This is a genomic window from Martinezella rhizogenes (assembly GCF_027460065.1).
GTDB lineage: Bacteria > Pseudomonadota > Alphaproteobacteria > Rhizobiales > Rhizobiaceae > Agrobacterium > Agrobacterium rhizogenes_C.
In genome coordinates this window covers 882,327-906,833 of the sequence record NZ_JAPYZZ010000001.1, presented here as the reverse complement: position 1 = coordinate 906,833, position 24,507 = coordinate 882,327, and the positions used below count along the sequence as shown (strand labels likewise).

At 59.1% G+C, this 24,507-nt stretch carries 19 protein-coding genes and 2 riboswitches; of the genes, 4 read left to right on the top strand and 15 right to left on the bottom strand.

The genetic code is table 11. The features are described 5' to 3' along the window. Positions 1 to 75: 75 nt before the first annotated feature. Positions 76 to 1,353: an MFS transporter gene (locus O8B93_RS04295; protein ID WP_269708532.1), complete on the bottom strand. Its 1,278-nt coding sequence runs from the start codon at positions 1,351 to 1,353 to the stop codon at positions 76 to 78. Between the two features lie 415 nt (positions 1,354 to 1,768). On the opposite strand from O8B93_RS04295, the gene leuC reads away from it, so the two are divergent. Beyond that, positions 1,769 to 3,178, top strand: coding sequence for a 3-isopropylmalate dehydratase large subunit (leuC, locus tag O8B93_RS04290; protein ID WP_269708531.1), 1,410 nt, complete (start codon positions 1,769 to 1,771; stop codon positions 3,176 to 3,178). A gap of 57 nt (positions 3,179 to 3,235) precedes the next feature. On the opposite strand, the gene O8B93_RS04285 is transcribed toward leuC, so the two are convergent. From O8B93_RS04285 to O8B93_RS04255, 7 genes are all read right to left on the bottom strand, one after another. Next, the gene (locus tag O8B93_RS04285; RefSeq protein WP_269708530.1) at positions 3,236 to 4,750 is read right to left on the bottom strand and encodes a M48 family metalloprotease; all 1,515 of its coding nucleotides are present in this window, start codon (positions 4,748 to 4,750) and stop codon (positions 3,236 to 3,238) included. Between the two features lie 253 nt (positions 4,751 to 5,003). Next, positions 5,004 to 5,720 carry a thiamine ABC transporter ATP-binding protein gene (locus O8B93_RS04280; protein ID WP_269708529.1) on the bottom strand — a complete coding sequence of 239 codons (717 nt, stop codon included), beginning with the start codon at positions 5,718 to 5,720 and terminating at the stop codon, positions 5,004 to 5,006. After that, positions 5,717 to 7,342 (bottom strand): thiamine/thiamine pyrophosphate ABC transporter permease ThiP, encoded by a 1,626-nt coding sequence (gene thiP / locus O8B93_RS04275; protein ID WP_269708528.1) that lies wholly within the window; start codon positions 7,340 to 7,342, stop codon positions 5,717 to 5,719. The genes O8B93_RS04280 and thiP overlap by 4 nt, the downstream gene beginning before the upstream one ends. Before the next feature lie 19 nt (positions 7,343 to 7,361). Further along, positions 7,362 to 8,375, bottom strand: a complete 1,014-nt coding sequence (thiB, locus tag O8B93_RS04270) for a thiamine ABC transporter substrate binding subunit (RefSeq protein ID WP_269708527.1) — start codon at positions 8,373 to 8,375, stop codon at positions 7,362 to 7,364. Positions 8,376 to 8,411: 36 nt separating this feature from the next. Then, positions 8,412 to 8,522, bottom strand: a riboswitch (TPP riboswitch). A 45-nt stretch (positions 8,523 to 8,567) separates the two neighbouring features. Further along, positions 8,568 to 8,960 (bottom strand): VOC family protein, encoded by a 393-nt coding sequence (locus O8B93_RS04265; RefSeq protein ID WP_269708526.1) that lies wholly within the window; start codon positions 8,958 to 8,960, stop codon positions 8,568 to 8,570. 97 nt (positions 8,961 to 9,057) lie between these two features. Then, the gene (locus O8B93_RS04260; RefSeq protein ID WP_269708525.1) at positions 9,058 to 10,884 is read right to left on the bottom strand and encodes an ABC-F family ATP-binding cassette domain-containing protein; all 1,827 of its coding nucleotides are present in this window, start codon (positions 10,882 to 10,884) and stop codon (positions 9,058 to 9,060) included. A gap of 4 nt (positions 10,885 to 10,888) precedes the next feature. After that, a complete protein-coding gene (locus O8B93_RS04255) occupies positions 10,889 to 11,542 on the bottom strand; it encodes a thiamine diphosphokinase (protein WP_269708524.1) in 654 nt (217 codons plus the stop codon). Positions 11,543 to 11,632: 90 nt separating this feature from the next. After that, positions 11,633 to 11,709, top strand: a riboswitch (SAM riboswitch). Positions 11,710 to 11,791: 82 nt separating this feature from the next. On the opposite strand from O8B93_RS04255, the gene metA reads away from it, so the two are divergent. Further along, the gene (gene metA, locus O8B93_RS04250; protein WP_080827074.1) at positions 11,792 to 12,718 is read left to right on the top strand and encodes a homoserine O-acetyltransferase MetA; all 927 of its coding nucleotides are present in this window, start codon (positions 11,792 to 11,794) and stop codon (positions 12,716 to 12,718) included. A gap of 74 nt (positions 12,719 to 12,792) precedes the next feature. After that, on the top strand, positions 12,793 to 13,812 hold the full coding sequence (locus O8B93_RS04245) for an aldose epimerase family protein (RefSeq protein WP_269708523.1): 1,020 nt from the start codon (positions 12,793 to 12,795) through the stop codon (positions 13,810 to 13,812). A gap of 15 nt (positions 13,813 to 13,827) precedes the next feature. On the opposite strand, the gene mtgA is transcribed toward O8B93_RS04245, so the two are convergent. Further along, positions 13,828 to 14,475: a monofunctional biosynthetic peptidoglycan transglycosylase gene (gene mtgA, locus O8B93_RS04240; protein ID WP_370363052.1), complete on the bottom strand. Its 648-nt coding sequence runs from the start codon at positions 14,473 to 14,475 to the stop codon at positions 13,828 to 13,830. 236 nt (positions 14,476 to 14,711) lie between these two features. On the opposite strand from mtgA, the gene O8B93_RS04235 reads away from it, so the two are divergent. Next, positions 14,712 to 15,626: a polyprenyl synthetase family protein gene (locus O8B93_RS04235; protein ID WP_269708521.1), complete on the top strand. Its 915-nt coding sequence runs from the start codon at positions 14,712 to 14,714 to the stop codon at positions 15,624 to 15,626. Positions 15,627 to 15,656: 30 nt separating this feature from the next. Here the strand turns inward: O8B93_RS04235 and O8B93_RS04230 are convergent, their stop codons facing one another. The 6 genes from O8B93_RS04230 to O8B93_RS04205 all read right to left on the bottom strand — a co-directional run bounded on the left by O8B93_RS04230 (position 15,657) and on the right by O8B93_RS04205 (position 24,192). After that, on the bottom strand, positions 15,657 to 16,319 hold the full coding sequence (locus tag O8B93_RS04230; protein WP_269708520.1) for a YiaD family glycine zipper/OmpA-like lipoprotein: 663 nt from the start codon (positions 16,317 to 16,319) through the stop codon (positions 15,657 to 15,659). A 66-nt stretch (positions 16,320 to 16,385) separates the two neighbouring features. Then, a complete protein-coding gene (ispG, locus tag O8B93_RS04225; RefSeq protein WP_269708519.1) occupies positions 16,386 to 17,636 on the bottom strand; it encodes a flavodoxin-dependent (E)-4-hydroxy-3-methylbut-2-enyl-diphosphate synthase in 1,251 nt (416 codons plus the stop codon). Between the two features lie 120 nt (positions 17,637 to 17,756). After that, the gene (locus O8B93_RS04220) at positions 17,757 to 18,947 is read right to left on the bottom strand and encodes an MFS transporter (RefSeq protein ID WP_269346796.1); all 1,191 of its coding nucleotides are present in this window, start codon (positions 18,945 to 18,947) and stop codon (positions 17,757 to 17,759) included. A 12-nt stretch (positions 18,948 to 18,959) separates the two neighbouring features. After that, the gene (locus O8B93_RS04215) at positions 18,960 to 19,760 is read right to left on the bottom strand and encodes a DeoR/GlpR family DNA-binding transcription regulator (protein ID WP_269708518.1); all 801 of its coding nucleotides are present in this window, start codon (positions 19,758 to 19,760) and stop codon (positions 18,960 to 18,962) included. Between the two features lie 127 nt (positions 19,761 to 19,887). Further along, positions 19,888 to 23,349 (bottom strand): pyruvate carboxylase, encoded by a 3,462-nt coding sequence (pyc, locus tag O8B93_RS04210; RefSeq protein WP_269708517.1) that lies wholly within the window; start codon positions 23,347 to 23,349, stop codon positions 19,888 to 19,890. Positions 23,350 to 23,454: 105 nt separating this feature from the next. Continuing rightward, positions 23,455 to 24,192, bottom strand: coding sequence for a helix-turn-helix transcriptional regulator (locus O8B93_RS04205; protein ID WP_269708516.1), 738 nt, complete (start codon positions 24,190 to 24,192; stop codon positions 23,455 to 23,457). Between the last annotated feature and the right edge of the window lie 315 nt (positions 24,193 to 24,507).

Sequence of the window (24,507 nt, the reverse complement as noted above, 5' to 3'; positions counted from 1 at the left end):
CCGGAAACATCCGGGCCACAATTTTTTACGTATGCGACGCTCGGCAATCGCCTCAACCGTCGCAATCTTCCAAAATCAGGCAGCCTTGACCTGAGTGCCCATTTTACGCGTTGCGATGATGACCAGCACCCCTGCGAGCGCCAGGCAGAAGGCAAGGAAGAACATCGGCGCGATGGTGCTGCCGGTCTGGTCCTTGATCCAGGGCACGACATTCTGTGCCACGAAGCCACCGAGATTACCGACGGAATTGATCGCGGCGATACCCGCAGCCGCACCCGCTCCCTTGAGGAAACGCCCGGGCAGGCTCCAGAACACCGGCTGGCCGGCAAAGATGCCTGCGGCAGCGACGCAGAGAAAGGCGAACTGCAGCACCGGATCGCTGAGCAATGCCGACATCAGCAGGCAGAAAGCGCCAACGAAAGCCGGGCCGACGATATAGGGCGTCTTGTTCTTCGCCTTATCGGCTGCCGAAGGCACGACGAACAGGGCGATGGCGACGATAATCCACGGTATGATATTGATGAAGCCGTTGGTGGTGTTGGAAACACCGAAGCTCTTCACGATCGTCGGAAGCCAGTAGCTGAGACCATAAGCGGCCAGCGGAAAGCCGACATAGCAAAGCGCCATGAACAGAACGCGCGGGTTGACGAGGGCCTTGAACCCGTCTTCCGCATGCTCTTCCATGCCCTTGTTTTCTTCGGCCAGCCGGTTCTTCAGCCAGTCCTTCTCATCCTGAGTGAGAAACTTCGCCTTGTCAGGCGTATCATCCAGATAAAAGAAGGTGACGACGCCAGCGATGACGGCGGGAATACCCGTTGCCAGAAACACCCATTCCCATCCGGCGTAACCGAGGAAACCATCGAGATCGAGCAGCATGCCGCCGAGCGGCGCACCGACCGCATTGGCAAGCGCGCTGAAAATCATGAAGAGGCCGATCATGCGGCCGCGATAATCACGCGGGAACCAGAGCGTCATGAGGAACAGCACGCCGGGGAAGAAGCCAGCTTCGCAAAGTCCGAGCAGGAAACGCAGGATGTAAAACATCGTGGCATTCTGCGTATAGGCAAGCGCTATGGTGACTGCGCCCCAGGAAACCAGAATGCGGGCAAACCATTTGCTGGCGCCGAAACGGTTGAGGAACAGGTTGCTCGGCACTTCGAAGAGGAAATAACCGATGAAAAACAGCGAAGCGCCAAGACCGTAGGCATATTCGCTCAGACTCAGCGCATCGACCATCTGCAGCTTCGCATAGCTGACATTCTGGCGGTCAATATAAGCGATGAGGTAGAGAAGGCCAAGAAACGGCATCAGCCGCCAGGTGATCTTCGATATGAGGGCCTTTTCGGATACCATGTGCTTTCCTCCCTTCGATTTCTCGTCGAATGCAAATGATAAGGGAACCCATCTATATGTGCGCCGCAAAATAGGCAAGTTGCGCCGCACCATATCAATCGCAAAGCATTGCAACGCAGGCGATCCAACCGTGGTGCAACGCATATGAGTGAAACTACTCCACCCTTCGGCGTGTCTCCCAAGCATTCATATTGCCGTAAAACCATCGATCTGCTATGAAAGTTGCCATGGGATCTAAATTCGGATGTCTCGCTCAGAATGTTTATGTGCTGCAGGACCACAAGCGTCTGCCGGCACGGTTCTTTGCGCGCATTTCCGGGGCGCTCAACAGCCGACTTAGGCTCGCCTGACAGCATCCGCTGTCCACCGTCTTTCTGAACCCTGATTACCCTTTTCTATGACAAGGCACAGAGCCATGAGCGCACCCCGCACCTTATATGACAAGATCTGGGACGACCACGTCGTCAATCGTGACCCGGACGGAACCTGTCTTCTCTACATCGACCGTCACCTCGTGCATGAGGTGACGAGCCCGCAGGCCTTCGAAGGCCTGCGCATGGCCGGCCGGCCGGTGCATTCGCCAACCCGCACGCTCGCCGTGGTCGACCATAACGTTCCGACCACAGCCGACCGGCTGGAAGGCATCAAGAACGAGGAGAGCCGCATTCAGGTGGAAGCGCTTGCGCAGAACGCCAAGGAGTTCGGTGTCGAATATTATTCCGAGCGCGACAAGCGCCAGGGCATCGTCCACATCGTCGGCCCCGAGCAGGGTTTCACCCTGCCGGGCATGACGATCGTCTGCGGCGACAGCCACACCTCCACCCACGGCGCTTTCGGCGCTTTGGCGCACGGTATCGGCACGTCGGAAGTGGAGCATGTTCTGGCCACCCAGACGCTGATCCAGAAAAAGGCCAAGAACATGCTGGTGCGTGTCGATGGCAAGATTCCGGAAGGCGTGACGGCCAAGGATATCATCCTTGCCATCATCGGCGAGATCGGCACGGCTGGCGGCACCGGCCATGTGATCGAATTTGCCGGCGAGGCGATCCGCTCGCTCTCCATGGAAGGGCGCATGACGGTCTGCAACATGACCATCGAGGGCGGCGCCCGCGCCGGTCTTATCGCACCCGATGAAACGACTTTCGATTACATCAAGGACAAGCCGCGTGCGCCGAAGGGTGAAACGCTGGAACAGGCCATCGGCTACTGGAAGACGCTGAAAACCGACGAGGGCGCCCATTATGACAAGGTTGTCATCCTCGATGCAGCCAACCTGCCGCCAATTGTCTCCTGGGGTTCATCTCCGGAGGATGTGACCTCCGTTGAAGGCATCGTTCCCAATCCCGATGATATCGAGGAAGAAAACAAACGCACCTCCAAATGGCGCGCGCTTGACTATATGGGCCTGAAACCCGGCACGCGCATCACCGATATCGCCATAGACCGCGTCTTCATCGGCTCCTGCACCAATGGCCGCATCGAGGATCTGCGGGCGGCGGCAAAGATCGTCGATGGCCGCAAGGTGGCTTCCACCGTCTCGGCCATGATCGTGCCCGGCTCCGGCCTCGTCAAGGAACAGGCGGAAAAGGAAGGTCTGGACAAGATTTTCCTCGACGCCGGTTTCGAATGGCGCGAACCGGGCTGCTCCATGTGCCTTGCCATGAATGACGACCGCCTGAAGCCCGGCGAACGCTGTGCCTCGACCTCGAACCGCAACTTCGAGGGCCGTCAGGGCTATAAGAGCCGCACCCACCTCGTCTCGCCGGCCATGGCTGCGGCCGCGGCAATCGCCGGCCATTTCGTCGACGTGCGTGAGTGGCAATAATTCTTGCCGATGCCAGAAAACAAAAACCCCGGAGTGATCCGGGGTTTTTCTTTGGCTCTATTCCGAAATGATCTTCACCCGCTGCCCCGGCTGAATCGTGGCCGTGGCGCTCATCGCATTGATCATGCGGAACATGTCGAGCTTCCGGTCAGTTCCCATCATCCGGGCCGCCATCGTCGCCACCGTTTCACCGGGCTTCACCGTCACCACGCGTACTCTGAGCGGCTTCAGGGAGGCAATCTCCTGCGGTGTCATCTTGCGGAAGCTGGTGCGCAATGTATTGGCGATGGAATCGAGCTGTGTATTGCCCTTCGGCACGGCGGTCAGGAAACGGAATATCTGCTGGCCGACACGAATGACGGTCACGTCGAAATCCCATTTATCGGCGCTGGCGCGGGCTGTCGCGGCCTCCAGACCATTGATCTGGGTTTCCTTGACGGTTTCCGGCAACAGGCCGGCAACCCACCCGCTGGTCAGGTAATTGGCAAGGCTCGTCTGTTTCGGATCGGCGACGCCGTCGAAACGGATCGCCATATCGCCCGGTCCCGTCGCCAGAACGGCCTCCACCTTGTTGTCGATGACGAAACCTTCCGGCACGTCGAAACGGATGCCCAGCGTTCCATGCAGGAATGTCTGGCCGCGCACATAACCCTCCTGCGGGCTGTCCCCATAAAGCAGGCCGTCTATGCCATCCAGAAACCAGTCGCGGCCACGATCCCCGACCTGCCCTTCCTGTCCGAAGGCACGGGCGTGACGGCGCGCCAGCTCGATGCGCTGTGGCGTGTTGGGGTGGCTGGAAAGGAAGTCGAGGCTCTGGTCGTTTTCAGGATCGGCCGAGGAGAACCGCGCATAGGCTGCCATGGAATCCAGAAAACGCGGCGATGCATAAGGGTCGTAACCGGCCTCGCCCAGCATGCGAACGCCGATGACGTCTGCCTGCAACTCCTGCTGACGGGAGAAGGCAGCAAGCCGCAGTTTACCGCGTGCCAGCGCCTGTTTGCCGGCGAGATCGCTCGATAGAACTTCCGCAACCACGCGGCTGGCAATCACCTCCGCCTCTTCGCGGCGCTGGCGTTCGATGCCGTGGTTTGCGGTCACATGGCCCATCTCGTGCGACAGCACGGCCGCCACTTCCGAGGCATCATTGGCAAGCGCCAGAAGCCCGCGTGTCACGTAAAGATAGCCGCCGGGCAAGGCGAAAGCATTGATGGCGGGCGAATTGAGAATGGTGATGCGGTAGGATTGCTGCGGATTTTCCGAGACGGCCGTCAGCGCACCCGCAATGCGGGCGACCAGCCGTTCCGTCTTCGCATCGCGATATTCGCCGCCATAACTTGCCACGATGCGCGGATGTTCGCGCGCGCCCATCTGGGCACGCGGATCATTCTTCTGCACCTCTTCCACAGTCTGCGGATTGTCAGAGGGACGCAATGTCGACTGGTAGGCCGGGCTGAACAGGGACTGGCATGATGACAGCAGCACGGCGGACGCCGTCAGCGCGGACCATGCCGCAGCAAGCCTGCCGGAACGGCGAAGGCCTGAACCGGAGAAAAGCCTCCGCTGTGCAGTCATGCTATTTTTCATTCTCTATGCCTGCCCCTAACGTTCCTGATCATCCGTTAATTGCAGACCAGAATAACAGATTCGCCCCAAAGGGCGATGAATGCCAAAGCGGTAAAAACGATCCATCAAGTCCGGAATATTCCTGAAGAACGCAATAATTCCCATCTTTTCTCGGGCAACAACTTGAAACTGGCAAGTGCAAATTAGCGCCATTGAAGTTATCTAAAGCGATTGCCAGCGGCACGCGTCGAAAATAAGGCGATCAGCCATTCAGAAAACTATCGACCGCCTTCACATTTTGTGTGGTGAAGAAATCTGCGGTCGAGCCTGCATAGACAACACGGCCGCGATCGAGAAAAACCACCCGCCGCGCCAGTTTTTTTATGTCGTCGGGGTGATGAGTGACAATAATCACCGTATTTTTTGTTTCGGCGTGCAAGTCGAGAAGCAAAGACGTCATCCCCGCCCGCAATCCCGGATCGAGCGCGGCGAAGGGCTCGTCGAGCAGCATGACCGGTTTTTGCCGCACCAGCGCACGCGCCAGTGCCGCCCTTTGCCTTTCCCCGCCGGAAAGCGTGCCCGGCAGGCGCTTGTCGAAACCCGCAAGACCGACGCGCGCCAGCGCCACCTCGATCCTCTGCCGGTCTTGTGCCCGCAATTTCAGGCCGGGGCTGACGCCAAGAGCGACATTGGTGAAAATATCGAGATGGGCGAACAGATTATTGTCCTGAAAGATAGATGAAACCGGCCTTTCCGAAGGGTCCCGTGCTATCATGTCCTGTCCGTCGATCACCACACGGCCGGAATCCGGCGCCTCAAAACCGGCAATGAGATTGAGAAGTGTCGACTTGCCCGAACCGGAAGCACCCACGACGGCAGTCACCTGACCTTGCGGAAAGGTACAATCAAGTTCGAAATCCTGCGTTCCAAGCCGCAGCCTGACCTTATCCAGCTCAACGGCAAAATCATCGCCTGTCATATGCCAGCCCTTGCTGATTGGGATTGCCTGGAAATGCCGCCTGCGGCAAGCAGCAGGCAAACGACACCGAGGAGGAAGGCATAACCGGCGGCATCATTGGTGCGATAGCTGCCCATATTGCTATAAACCAGCCAGGGCAAGGTGACGAAATTTTCCGATCCGAACAGTGCAACTGCCCCGAGATCGCCGAGCGACAGCGCCATGGCAAAAGAAAGTGCCATCAGCATGGGCCGCCACAGAACCGGCAGATCGGCAAACCGCAGCCGCGAATAGCCCTGAAGCCCGAGACTGGCGGAAAGACGGCCAGTGCGCAGGAAGTGGCTGGTGAAGGCCGGCTCCATCACCCGCATGGCCAGCGGCAGGGCCATAAGCATATTGATGAGCGCCACGAGAACGGGCGCATAAAAGCTGACATCACCGAACACCCGCAGCAGCAGGAACCATCCGCTTCCCAGCACGACGGGCGGAACAAGCAGCACCAGCGACGACCCCACCCCAAGCAGGGCGGAAAGCAGGCCGAGAGGCCACGCCACCTGGCGTCTGGAGCCGATGGCCTGACGTGCGCCAATGATCGCCATGCAGCAGAGGACGACGAGAATTGCCGACAGCATGGCGATTAAAACACTGGTCGCCGCAGCACGCAGGAAGACCGGCGCGATGAGCAGACGTGACAGATCGGCCTGCAGCCCAGAGACGGCTATTGCGACAAGCGGCAGCCCGACCAGGAAGACGGCAAAAACGATTGCCGCACCATCCCACAGCCGCGCGCCTGTCGTTCTGCCGTCGAAACGGCGGATGTTACGACCGAGCGAGGAGATTTCCGCTTCCGGCGATGGCAAAAAGGCGAGGAGGCCAAGCAGGACTGCCGTGAGGACGATCTGCAAAACCGAAAGCGCGATTGCCCGCTGCGGATCGAAATCGAACCGCAGCGCCTGATAGATCGCCACCTCCAGCGTTGTCGCCGCCGGCCCGCCGCCGAGAAGAAGCACGAGCGTGAAACTGGTGGCGCACAGCATGAAAACCAGCCCGGCAATGCCGGGAATGAGCCGCGAGACCACCGGCCATTCGATGAAGCGGAAAACCGAAGCCGGCTCCATGCCGAGACTTGCCGCCATGCGCCAATATTCCCCCGGAATACGCTCCAGCCCAGCCAGCATCAGCCGCACGCAAAGCGGCAGATTGAAAAAGACGTGAGCAATGAGAATGCCGGAAAGGCCGTAGATACTGAAAGGCTCATCCGCCCCGGCAAAAACAAGGGCACTGTTCAAAAGACCCTGCCTGCCCCAGATGGTGATGATGCCGAAGGCGCCGACGATCACCGGCAGCCCCATCGGCACCGCCATCAGCCGGATAATCCAGATTCTTCCGAGAAACTCTTTCCGCCGGGCGAGCGCCAGAGCGACCGGCAGGCCAAGAACGATGGACAACAGGGTGGACAGCGTCGCCTGGTACAGCGTGAAGCGCAGGATACGCAACGTATAGGCATCCATGATACCGACGGCGGATGCGCCGGCATCAAAGGACAATAGCGCAAAAACCGCGAGCGCCATGAACAGGAAAACGGCGGCAAAAGCCGCCGTCCCGAAAATGATCGACCGCCGATAATCACGACGCAGCATCATGCGCGGGCGCGCCTCTTCCTCAGTTCATGCTCATGGCGGCAAGCCATTCGTCGATCCAGGCCTTGCGGTTCTTCGCCACTTCTTCCGGATCCATCAGGAAGGTCTTCTGCGGCACAACAAGTTTGGAAAATGCCTCGGGCAAGGGTGCCGAGGTTGCCGCGACGATCATCATCCAGTTGTTTTCGGGAATGGCATCCTGAAAACCTGATGTCAGCGTGAAAGCGAGAAACTGCTTTGCCAACTCCTTGTGCGGCGCGTTTTTGAGAAGTCCGGCCACTTCGATCTGGATGTAATGCCCTTCGGAAAAGGCCGCAGCCTGATAACGGTCCGACTTTTCGGCGACCATATGATAGGCGGGCGAGGTGGTGTAGGAGAGCACCATCGGCACCTCTCCCTTGGTGAAGAGGCCATAGGATTCCGACCAGCCCGGCGTGACGGTGAGAATGCGCTTTCTGAGCTTCGCCCAGGCCTCCGGCGCCTTGTCGCCATAAACTGACTTTACCCACAAAAGCAGGCCAAGCCCAGGCGTGGAGGTACGCGGGTCCTGAATGGCGATCTTCTGCGCTGGATCGCCTTCCACCAGTTCTTTAAGGCTCGCCGGCGGGTTTTTCACCGTCTGCGTGTCATAGATGACAGCGAAATGCCCATAATCATACGGTACGAAAACATCGTCCTTGTAACCGCCCGGTACCTTGGCCGCCGATGCATCGATGCCGCTGGCGTCAAAAAGCCCGGTCTGTTTGGCTTCCGCGACAAGATTGGTATCGAGCCCGACCACGACGTCCGCCTTGGAACCGCTGCCCTCAAGTTTCAGACGGTTAAGCAGCGCCACGCCATCCGCGACACCGACAAAATTGACCGTGCAGCCGCAGACCTTCTCGAAGGCTTCCTTCACCTTGGGGCCGGGACCCCATTCGGAAACGAAGCTTTCATAGGTGTAGACGGTCAGTTCCGGCTTGTCCTGCGCCGCGACGAAACCGGGCAGAAGCAGCGAGGCGGCAATGACGGAATTCAGGAAAAGACGACGGCGCACGGGTATCTCCTCAAAAACGAGAAGGAATAGCCGCTTGCCTTTAAGCCGTCTAATCCCTCCGCCGGTATGAACCGGATCAGGTTCTTCGGGTTGGCAAGCCTCTCAGCCTTCTGCACAAAAGCACAGAAGACACCCCGTTAGATCAAGATGATGGTTTAGTCCCGTCGTCCGTGATTGGCAAGATGGGCGAGATCAGCCCTGTCCCGTCATATGCACCAGCTCCCAGACATGACCGTCGGGATCCTGAAAGCTGCCGGCATACATGAAGCCGTGATCCTGAACCGGTTTCCAGCTGCTGCCCCCGGAGGCAAGCGCTGTTGCGATCATGCCGTCGATCTCCTCGCGGCTCCCGGCGGAAAGGCAGGTCAGAACCTCGGTGCTTTGCTTGGCATCGGCGATATCGCCATTGATGAAATCGCGAAACCGCTCCTCCTGAAGGAGCATCACGAAGATGTTCTCCTCCACGATCATGCAGAGCGTGCGGTCGTCGGAATATTCCGGATTGAAACTGAAACCGAGGGCCGTGAAGAAACTTCTCGATGCCTCGATATTCTTGACCGGCAGATTGACGAAAATCATGCGCATTTTCAGACCTCCTCCAAACAAACGCGGTCATAGAACGGTAATTCCGCTTGCCTGTCAAAGGCCGAAGAAGGACTGCTCGAACGGGCCCCGCCTGGCTTCAGCTCTCCAGTTCCTCGCGTAGCATTTCCAGTTCCAGCCATTCCTCTTCCATAGTCTCCAGCTTTTCGCGCAACTTTTCCATTTCCTGCGCCAGCTTATTGAAAGTGGCCTGATCCTTGGCGAAGAGTTGCGGATCAGCCATGCGCTGTTCGCGTTTTGCGATCTCTTCCTGGGCCTTTTCCATCTCCTTCGGTAGATTTTCGAGAGCGAATTTCTGCTTGAAGGAAAGTTTGCCCTTGGCCTTTGCAGGCTCCTGCGATGGTGAGGCTGAAGATACCGCCTTGGCCTTTTCCTGCCTTTCGGCCTTGCGTTTTTCTTCCGCCACACCCTTGCGCTGCGCCATCATGTCCGAATAGCCGCCCGCATATTCGATCCAGCGCCCATCCGGCTGATCGGGGTTGGCGGGTGCGATGGTGGAGGTGACGGTGCGGTCGAGAAAATCACGATCATGGCTGACGAGAATGACCGTGCCGGAAAAACCGGCGACGATCTCCTGCAGCAGATCGAGCGTTTCGATATCGAGATCGTTGGTTGGTTCGTCGAGGATCAGAAGATTGGTCGGCCTGGCCAGAATGCGCGCCAGAATAAGACGGGCGCGCTCCCCGCCGGAGAGATTGCGGATGGGTGTGCGCGCCTGCTCCGGCTGGAACAGGAAATCCTTCATGTAACCGGTGACATGCTTCACTTCGCCCTTGACGAGAAGATTGTCACCACGCCCGTCGGTCAGATAATGCGCGAGCGTTTCGGCGGGATTGAGATCCTCACGCTTCTGGTCGAGCGTGGCGATCTCCAGATTGGTGCCGAGCTTCACCGTGCCGCTATCGGGCTCAAGCTGGCCCGTCAGCATCTTCAGAAGCGTGGTTTTGCCTGCACCGTTCGGCCCGACGAGACCAATGCAATCGCCACGATGAACCCTGAGCGAAAACGGTGCCACGATCACTCGCTCACCATAAGCCTTGGTGATGGCATCTGCCTCGATGACCAGCTTGCCGGATTCTCGCCCTTCGGTGACGGTTGCCTGTACGGAACCCTGCGGTCCCTTGTGGCCGCGATATTCCGCGCGCATGGCCTGAAGCTCGCCGACGCGGCGCATATTGCGCTTGCGCCTTGCGGTCACGCCGTAGCGCATCCAGTGTTCTTCGCGCTCGATGGCCTTGCCGAGCTTATGCTGTTCAAGCTCTTCCTCTTCCAGCACCTTGTCGCGCCACTCCTCGAAATGGGCAAATCCACGATTGAGGCGGCGCGACTGGCCGCGATCGAGCCACACCGTGGAGGTCGAGACCTTCTCCAGAAAGCGCCGGTCGTGGGAGATCAGCACCAGCGCACTGCGCGTCTGCTGCAGCTCGCTTTCCAGCCATTCGATGGTGGGAAGGTCCAGGTGGTTGGTGGGCTCGTCCAGCATCAGAATATCGGGTTCCGGCGCCATGACGCGGGCAAGTGCCGCGCGGCGCGCTTCGCCGCCTGAAAGGCTTTCCGGATTTTCCTGCCCGGTAAGACCCAGATGCTCGAGAAGATAGGTCACGCGATAGGGATCGTCACCCGGCCCGAGCCCCGATTCCGCATAGGCCTGAATAGTGTCGTAACCGGCAAAATCCGGCGCCTGTTCCAGATAACGAATGGTGGCGGCGGGATGCCGGAAAACTTCACCCGACTGCGCTTCAACCAGGCCGGCGGCGATCTTCATCAGCGTGGATTTGCCCGAGCCATTGCGTCCGACAAGGCAGATGCGGTCACCGGGCTCCACCTGGAGGTTGGCGCCGTCGAGCAGCGGGGTCACGCCGAAGGTCAGCTTGATATCGTCGAGTTTCAGAATTGGGGGTGCCAAGGCGTCAGGCTCCGGTCAGATCATAAGGGCGGGCGAGCACGATGGCTTTGCCGCTTTTCAGCGAGAAATGCACAAGGCCGCCATTCGCGACATTGGAAATAGTGCGGGAGGAACCGAAAGCAAGCGCGAAATCATTGAGCGGATAACGCACATTGCCGATATCGAGCCCCTCCAGGGCGGTGAATCCGGCAACCGAGAACAGCGATCCAGCCGGCAGATCAATGGTGAGCGACCCGGCAAGCAGCGGCCTCGCCTCTTCTTCACCGGAGGTCAGCGTCACCTCGAAACCACGCTCCGCAAGCGCCACCGCATAAAGAAGGTGCTGAAGCGCATGGTCGCTTCGCGCGCCGCCGAGCGCACCCACCAGCAGCAGCGAATGCGCGCCACGCGACAGCGCCTCGGACACCGCGATCTCACCATCCGTAACGGCCTTTGCGGCCGGATAGGGTTGCCGCGTCACATCGGGCCAGGCCTCGAGCAGCTCTTGGCTGGCGGAATCGAAATCTCCGACCCACAGTTCGGGCGTGAGACCAAGCGGCACGGCATGACGCATGCCGCCGTCAGCCGCGATCACGCGGCTATTGACGACCGCCTGTTTCAGACGATCGGTCACCGCGACATCGCCGCCAAGCAGAATGGTGAAGCGCTCTTTGTTCATGTCCTGCCTTACCGCACCTCGGTCGAAAATGGAAAGCCGAAACCCCGATGAAATCAGCCTATATTGATTTTCGCCGGCTTCGGGATTATGAAACGCCTCAGTGGTGATTTGCCGACCGGCTTGCAGCCACTTTAAAGAAGTCGCTAAAGGGTCGAGGAAAAGGGCAATTTCCTGGGACCGGCCGCGATTTCGCTGCCGGTTTTTTGTTTTCGCAACGTTCTTTACGTGATCCGGAAAAGAGAGTTCGACATGCCGATCAAGATTCCCGATACGCTTCCCGCCTTTGAGACCCTCGTTCATGAGGGTGTGCGGGTCATGACCGAAACGGCGGCCATCCGGCAGGATATCCGCCCGCTCCAGATCGGGCTTCTGAACCTCATGCCGAACAAGATCAAGACGGAAATCCAGATGGCGCGCCTCGTTGGCGCCTCGCCGCTGCAGGTGGAATTGTCGCTCATCCGCATCGGCGGTCACCGCGCCAAGAACACGCCGGAAGAGCATCTCCTCTCCTTCTATGAAACGTGGGAGGAAGTGCGTCACCGCAAGTTCGACGGCTTCATCATCACCGGCGCACCGATCGAACTGCTCGATTATGAAGACGTGACCTACTGGAACGAGATGCAGCAGATTTTCGAATGGACGCAGACCAACGTCCATTCGACCCTGAATGTCTGCTGGGGCGCAATGGCCGCCATCTACCATTTCCACGGGGTGCCAAAATACGAGTTGAAGGAAAAGGCTTTCGGCGTTTATCGTCACCGCAATCTTTGCCCCTCATCGATTTACCTCAACGGCTTTTCGGATGATTTTCAGGTCCCGGTCTCACGCTGGACGGAAGTGCGTCGCGCCGATATCGAGAAAAACCCCGAACTCGAAATCCTGATGGAGTCAGAGGAAATGGGCGTGTGTCTGGTGCATGAGAAGGCAGGCAACCGGCTCTACATGTTCAATCATGTCGAATATGATTCCACCTCTCTGTCCGACGAATATTTCCGAGACGTGAACTCCGGCGTGCCCATAAAGCTGCCGCATGATTATTTTCCGCATAACGACCCGGAGCTCGCCCCGCTCAACCGCTGGCGCAGCCATGCCCATCTGTTTTTCGGAAACTGGATCAATGAAATATACCAGACGACGCCCTATGATCTCCAAGCCATAGGCAAACTGGCCGCGTAACTGCGGCATTGCGAATTGCCGGAAAATGACGCAACGTCTGCCCGGCAATTCGCAACACCAGGGAGAATGACGAGATGAGCGACGCTGCGGCACGGGAAGATTTCGGTTTCACGGCGACCGGCGAAAAGGTCGAACGCGTCACCATCTCGAAAGACGGTTTGACGGCGAAAGTCATCACCTGGGGCGCGGTCATCCAGGATCTGCGGCTTGACGGCCACCAGGCCCCGCTGGTGCTCGGCTTCGAAAAATTCGAGGATTACAAATACTCCTCCTATTTCGGCGCCACGCCCGGCCGCAACGCCAATCGCATCGGCAATGGCAAGTTCGCAATCGATGGGCACGACTATCAGCTGGAACTGAACGAAAAGGGCGTGACCCATCTGCATGGCGGCAGCGACGGCATGGGCAAGCGCAACTGGATGCTGATGGAACATGGCGAAAGCCATGCTGTCCTGCAGATCATCGATCCCGATGGCCGCGCCGGTTATCCCGGCAACTGCACGGTCACGGCCACCTATACGATCCGCGATGGCGGTGTGCTTTCGGTGGTTTATGAAACGGTGACCGACCAGCCGACCATCGCCAATGTCTGCCAGCACTCCTATTTCAATCTCGACGGCGCGGATACCGCACTCGGCCATGAGATCAGCATCGCCGCTGACTTTTACCTTCCGACCAACGAACAGCAGATACCGACAGGCGAAATCCGCTCCGTCGAAGGCACCGTCTTTGACCTGCGCCACACGACGCCGATGCGGCGCAAGGAGAATGGCGAACAGGTCCTTTACGACCACAATTTCTGCCTCTCGCCCGAGCGTCGCGCCAAGCGCAAGGTCGCCCGTGCCTATTCGCCCGCCTCGGATATCGCCCTTGAGGTTCATACGACAGAGCCAGGCGTGCAGCTCTATTCAGCCTTCAAACTGGACGTACCCGTTCCGGGCCTCGATGGTCGCCGCTATGGCCCCTTCGCCGGTTTCTGCCTTGAAACGCAGATTTGGCCTGACGCCGTCAATCACCCGGATTTTCCGCACGCCATCCTGCGACCCGGCGAAACGCTGCGTCAGGAAACGGATTATATTTTTAGGAAGGGCTGAGGCAGAGGGCCGGAATCAGTCCAGCACACAGCCGACATAGCCACCCGAGGCGCGGGCACGACGCTCGATAAGGCCTGCCAGCCGCTGCAGGCCGCGACCGGGTTTGCTCGCAACCCGGTCGATGGGATTGGGCAGGGAGACGGCCAGCAGCGCCGCCTGACGGGAGCTGAGCTTGGCGGCAGGTATCTTGAAATGATGCTGGGCTGCCGCCTCGATGCCGTAAATGCCCGGTCCCCATTCGGCGACGTTGAGATAAATCTCCATCATCCGCTTTTTCGACCAGACGAAATCAGCCGCGATTGCCAGCGGCAATTCCAGCCCCTTGCGCAGGAATGAGCGTCCGTTCCACAAAAACAGGTTTTTGGCCGTCTGCATCGGAATGGTGCTGGCACCGCGGGTGGAGGCCCCATCCAGTGCATTGCTGACCACGGACTGCATCTGGTTCCAGTCCACACCGCCGTGGAAACAGAACTGCCCATCCTCTGACATCATCACGGATTGCACCAGGCGCGGCGAAATATCCTCGAGTGGCACCCAGCGCCTGTCATAACCCTGCAGGGTTACGAGATCGGCAAGCATCAGCGTCGAAACAGGCCTGATGAACGGCAACGCATAAACCGGGATCAGCAGATAGGGCAGGATCAGCAAAGCCAGCAAGGTCATGATGATGCGCTTTGCCAACGTGCGAAAATCCACCTTCGGACTGCTCCGGTCTTCCGCCAGCACGGCGTATTCTGCGTCGCTTTCAGGCGTACTGCTCAATATCCGTCCCCGCGCCCACGCCAATTGAAGCCTTTCATAGTCCATTGCCGTCTTCAAGGCGAGTCCGGTCACACCGTTGCAGCTCAGGAATCACGAAAAGGTTTGCCTGCTTTCGTCCGGCATGCCAAAGAGCCCGCATGGACGCTCAGATGACGAATTTCGAAACGCGGCTACGCGAAAACGCGGCGAAAACCGAAGCGCTGCTTGGCCACCTGCTTTCCGGCGAGGCACGCGCGGAGGAGATCACACGCCCGCAAAAGCTGCTAGAGGCCATGCGCCATGGCGTGCTGAACGGCGGCAAACGCCTGCGGCCTTTTCTCGTCATCGAAAGCGTCGCGCTTCTGGACGGAGATGCTGAGGCCGCCCGTTATGTCGGCGCAGCACTCGAATGCCTGCATTGTTATTCGCTTGTCCATGACGATCTACCGGCTATGGACGACGACGACCTGCGCCGTGGCCAGCCGACCGTGCACCGCAAATTCGACGAGGCAACCGCCATCCTCGCCGGCGACAGCCTGCTGACGCTTGCTTTCGACATCATCGCCTCGGATGACAATCCGCTGGCGGCCGAGCGCAAGGCCGCCCTCGTTCTCTCGCTCGCCCGCGCCGCCGGTATTGGTGGCATGGCAGGCGGGCAGGCCCTTGATCTCGCTGCCGAAAAGAAAGCGCCTGATGAGGACGGCATCATTACATTGCAGGCTATGAAGACCGGTGCCTTGCTGCGTTTCGCCTGCGAGGCCGGCGCGATCATTGCTGGCAGCGACCCGTCCGAGCGGCAAAGACTACGCCTCTTCGGCGAAATGATCGGCCTCGCCTTCCAGCTTGCAGACGATCTTCTGGATCTGACCGCCGACGCCGCCACCATGGGCAAGGCGACCGGCAAGGATGCCGCACGCGGCAAGGGCACGCTGGTAGCCTTGCGTGGTGAAGTATGGGCGCGCGAAAAGCTTCAGGAACAGGTGGCGGAAGCCAGCGAACTCCTGGCCCCCTATGGCGAAAAGGCCGCGATTCTCATCGCGGCCGCAAGATTCATAGCCGAACGGAAAAGCTGAGCGGATACCTCTCAGCTTTTCATCATCCAATCAGCCCTTGAGCGGCGAAATCAGCACTTCGACACGGCGGTTTTGGGCACGGCCGTCCGACGTGGCATTCGAGGCGATCGGCTGAGACGGGCCGAAGCCGAGCGTCGAAATACGGCGCTGGTCGACGCCGCGTGCACCGAGATAATTGGCAACAGAGGCCGCGCGACGCTCGGAAAGCGCCTGGTTATGCTGCAGGCTGCCGGTGGAATCGGTATGGCCGTTGATGTCGATGAGCGTGCGGTTGAACTTGTTCAGCACGATCGCGACGGAATCGAGCGTCTGGTAGAACGGCGGAATGACCTGGTCCTGATCCGTGGCAAAGGTGATGTTGGACGGCATGTTGAGCACGATGCTGTCGCCGCGGCGGGTCACCGAAACACCGGTTCCCTGAAGCTGGGCGCGAAGCTCGGCTTCCTGTCCGTCCATGTAGTTGCCGATAGCACCGCCCGCGAGAGCACCGATGCCCGCACCGATAAGCGCCGCGTTACGGCGACCAACCGGCGAACCACCGACAGCCAGACCACCGAGAGCACCAACAACAGCGCCGATGCCGGCACCGCCCGCCGTGTTCGACATCTTCTGCTCGCCCGTATAGGGGTCGGTGGTAGTGCAGGCGGAAAGATAGGTGCCGCAAAGGGCGACGATCGCGAATTTTTTGATCATGTGTTTTGATGCTCCGAGAGGTTCAGGAGGTAGGACAGTGGAATTCCGGCCTTTTCACGGTCGTTTTTACTCCGCCGCATCTTTCTGGCCAAAACGCTTTTCGATGTAATCGATCACAAGCGCTTCGAAATCGGCGGCGATGTTGGGACCACGCAGGGTGAGTGCCTTTTCGCCATCGATGAAAACCGGTGCAGCCGGGCTTTCGCCGGTTCCGGGCAGCGAAATGCCAATATCGGCATGTTTGCTTTCGCCGGGACCGTTGACGATGCAGCCCATGACGGCGACGTTGAGCGCCTCGACACCGGGATATTTCTCACGCCAGATCGGCATGTTCTTGCGAATATCGTTCTGGATGTTCTGCGCCAGTTCCTGAAACACGGTGGACGTGGTCCGCCCGCAGCCGGGACATGCCGCCACAACAGGAATGAATTGCCGAAAGCCCATGACCTGCAGCAGTTCCTGCGCTACCTGCACCTCGCGGGTGCGGTCACCATTCGGCTCCGGCGTCAGTGAAACGCGGATCGTATCGCCAATGCCATGCTGAAGCACGTAACCCATGGCAGCGGACGAAGCGACGATGCCCTTCGAACCCATGCCCGCCTCCGTCAAACCCAGATGCAGGGCGTGGTTGGATCGTTCCGAAAGCATCGAATAAACGGCGATCAGATCCTGCACCTGGCTGACTTTGGCAGACAGGATGATGCGGTTGCGCGGCAAGCCGATCTCTTCGGCAAGCTCGGCGGAAATCAGTGCCGATTGTACGATGGCCTCACGCGTGACCTGACGGGCGGAGAGCGGAAAACCCTGTTCCTTGTTCCTGTCCATCAGCGTCGTCAGCAATTCCTGATCGAGCGAGCCCCAGTTGACACCGATGCGGACGGGCTTGTCGTAACGGATCGCCATTTCGACGATTTCGCCGAACTGCTTGTCCTTCTTGTCCTTGAAACCGACATTGCCGGGATTGATGCGGTATTTCGCCAATGCCTCGGCACAGGCCGGGTGATCGGCCAGAAGCTTGTGGCCGATATAATGGAAATCGCCGATCAGCGGCACATCCATGCCGAGACGGAGCAGCCGCTCGCGGATTTTCGGCACAGCGGCCGCACTCTCATCGCGATCGACGGTAATACGCACCATTTCCGAACCGGCCCGAAAGAGCGCCGCCACCTGTTGTACGGTGGCATCGATGTCGGCGGTATCGGTATTGGTCATCGACTGCACGACGACGGGCGCACCGCCCCCCACGATCACACCGCCTACGTCTACGGCGACGGATGCACGGCGGGGCTTCGGGTCGTAATCGGCATGTGACGTCATGGCGGTCTCTGGAGCTTGCGGCAAGGTCTAGCAATTGAGGTGAAACAGGCAAGCCTGCTTGTCAACACCCAACGCGCTGGAGCTTCTACTTTACCGCAATCATGGCAAAATTCGAGACGCCTATTCCTTGCCCGCACCATCCGCATGGCGGGCGAGCCGCGAAAGCAGAAAAACCACCACATGCAGCAAGGGAAGCGCGATGAAGACACTGGCAAGGCCGGTATGTTCTGCAATGAAGCCAATGGCGGAGGGCGCCACCAGAATACCGGAGTAACCCATGGTGGTAACGACCGAAAGGCCAATTCCCGGCGCCAGCCCCGGCATATTGCCTGCGGCCGAAAAAGCGATGGGCACCATGTTGGAAATACCGATGCCGGCAATCGCGAAGCCGATGATGGCGATGGTGGAATTACCCGCGAGACCGGCAATGACGAGACCGATGATCGACATGGCCGAGCAGAAGCGCAAGGTCGTCACGGCGCCAAAGCGGTCACGCACCAAGTCGCCGGCAAAACGCATCACTGCCATGGTCATGGAAAAGGCCGCGAAGGCAAAACCGGACTGCGATACGGAAGCGCCGAGCTCATTGCGCAGATAAAGGGCACCCCAATCGAGGATGGCCCCTTCCGGGATCATCGAGAACAGCGCCATCAGGCCGATGATCCACGGTAGCGGCGTCAGCGGCAGGCCACCTTTCGGGCGCTCCTCCTCAGGGTGCGGACGGTCCGCCAGAACCCGCGGCCACGCAATGACCAGAAGCACGAGCGCGATGACGGTAAGTGCAATGGCGTGGCCCTGCACACCGATGGCGGTGATGAGGTAACCGCCGAGACCGGCCCCGATGAGGCCGCCGAGGCTCCAGAAAGCATGACAGGACGACATGATCGCCCGACGCATATCGCGCTCCACCGCCACGGCATTGGCGTTCATGGCGACATCCATCGCCCCCGTCAGCCCGCCAAACAGGAACACCGCAATCACCCCTGCCCAGACGGTGCCGGCCCAGGAAATGAAAAGCAATGTCGGCAGAAAGATCGCGGCGGTGACGAGGCTCACCGTACGCGAGCCGAAACGGGCGATCTGCGACCCGGCAATCGGCATGAAAACCAGTGAACCGATACCGAAAACGAGAATGATCAGGCCGAGCGCACTTTCGCTGAGGGACAGGCGTGCGGCAAATTCCGGAATCTTGGGCGCCCATGACCCCATCATGAAGCCGTTCATCAAAAACAGCAGCGAAACGCCAAGCCTGTGCCGCGTCAGATAGGAGGAGCGTGTGCCTGTCGGCGAAAATGTCGTGGGGCCATTCATCGGCAATATCCTTCAGACTTGACCATGAGAAAACGGGGCAGCGTCGTCTTCGCCGCAATAAACGTCTACGCCTTGTGCCGAAAGCGACTCGACCAATGCTCGGTCGGCATCCCGTTCCAGCACGAGGCAAAGCGGTGGGGAAAAATCATGGACGTGGAAAGCAGCCTTATGGCCGAGCTTTTCCGTGGTAATCGCGGCGATCACCCGCTGGCTGGCACTACAGGCAAGCCGCTTGAACACCGCATCCTCGAAAACGTCCGCCGAAAGGCCCGTCTCCGCAGCAACGCCGCAAACACCGAGGACGCATAGATCTGGCCGCATCAGCTCAAGCTGCCGGAGCGCCATGGCATCGATCGCCGCACCAACGGCCGGATCGACCTTGCCGCCAATCAGCACCAGATCGATATCGGCCCGCCCCGTCAGCTCGGCAGCTATGGCGGGCGTATTCGTCACCACGGTCAGATTGAGCCCGGCCGGTATCGCTCTTGCAATGGCAAGATTGGTCGACCCGGCATCGATGAAAACCACCATGCCCGGTTCAATAAGCGGAACGACGGCGCGGGCCAGCATGGCCTTGCGGTCGGCATCCTCTGCAATCCGGGTTTTCAGTGGCACCGTCGTGCTGTCGGAAAGCAGCGCCCCGCCATAGACGCGCAGGCATTCCCCCCGTGCCGCCATCTCGCGCAGGTCGCGGCGCACCGTGTCTTCGGAAACGCCGAAATTCTGGGCCAGATCCTGCGCGAGCACGCGGCCGCTCTGCCGCAACTGCGCTAGGATGAGCGCCTGCCGCTCACTGACGAAATGATCACTCATCGGGACTCATGCATAAACAAGAATAAACGTGCACGAACATGCATAATCAAGTTTTTGCCGGAGCGCAATAAAAAACGCCCGCCGGGAAGGCGGGCGTCTCTAACTCTATTGCCGATGAGGTACGCCGTTATTCAGCGTAGGAGATCAACAGATCCTTGGCATCGATCTGGTCACCGGGCTTTACAAGAACTTCAGCAATCTTACCGTCCCGTTCGGCATGCAATGCGGTTTCCATCTTCATGGCCTCGATCGAGAGCAGCACGTCGCCGGCCTTGACCTCCTGACCCTGGTTGATGAAGACGCGGCTGATAACGCCCGGCATCGGCGCACCGATATGGGATGCATTGCCGGGTTCTGCCTTGCGACGCACCGCGGAGCCGGAGGCACCATGGGCGCGATCCGGCACCTTGATGCGGCGCGGCTGGCCGTTGATCTCGAAGAACACCGTCACCATGCCCTTATCGTCAATGCCGGACGAAGCCTGATTGACGATGACGAGCGTCTTGCCGCGTTCGATATCGGCAAACAGTTCTTCGCCATCCTCCATGCCGTAGAAATAGGCATGGGTGGGCAACACGGAGACCGGGCCGTATGTCTCGGCGGTCAGCGCGAAATCGGTGAACACCTTCGGATACATCAGATAGGAGGCAAACTCGAAGTCATCGACCTTGCGCTCCAGCTTGGTCTCGATCACCTTCCGTTCGGCATCGAGATCGGCATCTTCCAGAAGCGAACCCGGACGAACCGTGTAAGGCTTTTCACCCTTCAGCGCCTTCTTCTGCAGCGCTTCCGGCCAGCCACCCGGCGATTGGCCAAGATCGCCCTTCAGCATGGAGACGACAGAGTCCGGGAAGGAAACCTCCTTATCCGGGTTTTCGACATCGGCCACCGTCAGGTCCTGGCTGACCATCATCAGCGCCATGTCGCCGACTACCTTGGAGGACGGCGTCACCTTGACGATATCACCGAACATCCTGTTGGCATCGGCATAGGCCTGCGCCACCTCGTGCCAGCGGCTTTCGAGCCCCAGCGAACGGGCCTGTTCCTTGAGATTGGTGAACTGGCCGCCCGGCATTTCATGCAGATAGACTTCTGAGGCAGGCCCTTTGAGGTCGCTCTCGAACGCCGCATATTGATTGCGCACGGCTTCCCAATAGAAGGAAATGCGGCGGATCCATTCGGTATCGAGACCCGTATCGCGTTCCGATCCGGCGAGTGCCTCCACGATCGAGCCGAGGCAAGGCTGCGATGTATTGCCGGAGAAGGCATCCATTGCAGCATCGACGGCATCGACGCCCGCATCCACAGCCGCAAGAACGGTCGCAGCGGAAATGCCCGATGTATCATGGGTGTGGAAGTGGATCGGCAGACCGGTCGCCTCGCGCAGCGCCTTGAACAGAACCTTGGCGGCAGCCGGTTTCAGCAGGCCCGCCATATCCTTGACGGCGATGATATGGGCGCCGGCCTTTTCCAGCTCGACGGCGAGGTTGGTATAATATTTGAGATCATATTTCGGACGTGCCGAATTCAAGAGATCGCCGGTGTAGCAGATGGTTGCCTCGCAGAGCTTGTTCTCCTCGGCAATCGCATCCATCGACACCCGCATGTTCTCCACCCAGTTCAGGCAGTCGAACACGCGGAAAAGATCGACGCCGCCCCTTGCGGCCTGACGGACAAAATACTTCACGACATTATCGGGATAGTTCTTATAACCGACGCCGTTGGCACCACGCAGAAGCATCTGCAACAGCAGGTTCGGCGCACCTTCGCGGATGAGCGACAGGCGCTCCCACGGATCTTCGGTCAGGAAGCGCATGGAAACGTCGAAGGTCGCACCACCCCAGCATTCCAGCGACAGAAGCTGCGGCAGCGCCTTGGAGTAAACGCTGGCGACACGGGCGATATCATGGGTACGGACGCGGGTGGCCAGCAGCGACTGGTGTCCGTCGCGCATGGTTGTATCCGTGACCAGCACGCGCTTTTCATTGCGCATCCAGTCCGCAAAGCCCTTCGGGCCCAGCTTGTCCAGCAATTGCTTGGTGCCCTCGGGCGTCGGCGCATCGATATAAGGCACGATGGGCTTTGCCGCCTTGTCCGCAGGCTTCGCACGACCCTTGGTTTCGGGGTGACCATTGACGGTCACATCTGCCAGATAGGTCAGAAGCTTGGTAGCGCGGTCCTGACGCTTGACCTGCGCGAACAGCTCCGGCGTCGAATCGATGAAGCGCGTCGTGTAGGTGTTGTTGCGGAAGCTGTCATGACCAATGATGGCTTCAAGAAAAGTGAGGTTGGTCGCAACGCCGCGGATACGGAATTCGCGCAGCGCGCGATCCATACGGTTGATCGCCTCATCCGGCTGCGGTGCCCAGGCAGTGACCTTGACGAGCAGCGGATCGTAATAACGGGTGATGACAGCACCGGTATAGGACGTGCCGCCATCCAGACGGATGCCGAAGCCAGAAGCGGAGCGATAGGCGGTGATGCGGCCGTAGTCAGGAATGAAGTTATGTTCCGGGTCTTCCGTCGTGATGCGGCACTGAAGCGCGTGACCGTTGAGGCGGATATCCTCCTGGCGCGGAACGCCGGATTCCGCCGTGCCTATGGCAGCGCCTTCGAGAATATGGATCTGCGCCTTGACGATATCGATGCCGGTCACGACTTCGGTGACGGTATGCTCCACCTGGATGCGCGGATTGACCTCGATGAAGTAGAATTTTCCGGTATCTGCATCCATCAGATATTCGACAGTGCCGGCACCGATATAGTTGGTCGCAGCCGCGATCTTCAGGGAATAGGCGGCCAGTTCCTGGCGCTGCGCTTCTGACAAATAGGGAGCAGGCGCCCGCTCGACGACCTTTTGATTGCGCCGCTGGATAGAACAATCGCGCTCGAACAGATGCACGACATTGCCATGCGTATCACCGAGAATCTGGCTCTCGACATGGCGGGCGCGCTCGACGAGCTTTTCCAGATAGACCTCATCCTTGCCGAAGGCGGCCTTCGCCTCGCGCTTGGCTTCCGTCACCTCACGGGCAAGATCTTCCTTTTTGCGAATGGCGCGCATGCCGCGGCCACCACCGCCCCAGGAGGCCTTCAGCATAACGGGATAGCCGATTTCCTCGGCCATGCGCTCCACTTCCGCTATATCGTCCGGCAGCGGATTGGTAGCGGGAACAACGGGGACATCAACCGAAATCGCCAGATTGCGGGCAGCGACCTTGTTGCCGAGCTGGCGCATCGTATCCGGCGTCGGCCCGATGAAGGTGATGCCTGCCTTTTTGCAGGCCTCCACAAATTCTGGACTTTCGGACAGAAGACCATAACCGGGATGAATCGCATCCGCTCCGGAGAGCTTGGCCACGCGGATAACCTCCTCGATCGAAAGATAGCTCTCGATCGGCCCCATATCCTTGGCGAGATGCGGACCCCTGCCGACCTGATAGGATTCGTCCGCCTTGAAGCGGTGCAAAGACAGCTTGTCCTCTTCCGCCCAAATCGCAACGGTTTTGATCCCAAGCTCGTTCGCTGCCCGGAAAACGCGGATCGCAATTTCGGATCGGTTGGCAACAAGTATTTTCGATATCTTCAAGACGGTCTCCCCACACGCCAAAACAGAATTCTGCTGCACTGCGGAATAAAGCAGCAAAACCAAGTCTTGGAAAGGGCAATTCCGGCGAGAACTGTCCTGTTTGCGCTAGCTTAACAGACCGTGGCGAAAAGCAAGCGCTACGGTGTGCTGCCGGTTCTTGGCGCTGAAACGGCGCTGAATTCCGTTGATGTACCAGTCAACCGTGTGGTTGGAGATCGATAGCTGGCGTCCGATTTCGGTGGAAGTCATGCCATCCGCCATCAGCGCCAGCACCTCCATTTCGCGCCGTGTCAGCTCGAGAGCTGAAACCTCGGGGGCATTGCTTAAGCCATGGGCCTGGCCGGAAAGATCGAGCAGCCGCCAGAAGACGGTGCGGGTAGCTGCATCGAGGAGTTCGACGTGCAGGGAGGGCAATTGCCGGTCCGGGCCACCAATGAAGACAGCACCGATAAATCCCGCACGGCCGTGCACGGGAAAGGCATAACCGCCCTGCAGGCCATATCGGCCGGCATCGTTAAAAAACACGCTTGCCCTTTTGCGATGCATCGCGCGCGGCAGGCCCTCAAGCGCTTCTTTCCACTGAAACGGCTTGTGCACCATGCCGATCACCTTGCGCACGGGATCAACGAGATTGTATTTTTTGGCCCTGTAAACTTCCAGCCAGCCGTCGGGAAGATGCTCTGCGAGAATCTGGCCGGCAGAGGCGAGTTCGCCTGTCATCCGTCTGCTGACGAGAAAATATTCGAAGCCATATTCGCGAATGAGCTTGGCAAATTCGGAGCGAACGCGGTCGGCGCTTCCTGCCTGAGAACACGCAGAGATGAAGTGAAGAATATCATGCATAAAGACACGGGGTCCGGGCTTGGCTTGAAGGGATGACACGAGGACAAGGTCCCGCAATGACGTCATGTTACTCGGGCGCCGGTCGGTTCAGATTGAACATATCGTCGTTAGCAATCCCTGAAACGAAGATGCGAAATCTTGTGGTGGCAGGCCCCCGGGAAACATCGGGTTCGGTTTTTTCGGTTCGCACGCGCGGTCAATCTGTTAAGCCGCCATTCAGACAGGAAGAGCGATAATTACACAAAATTCGCCGTCTCATGCAACCTTGCTAAAGTAGCATTGCGTTGAGGCCGAACAATCAACCGCTCGAAAAGA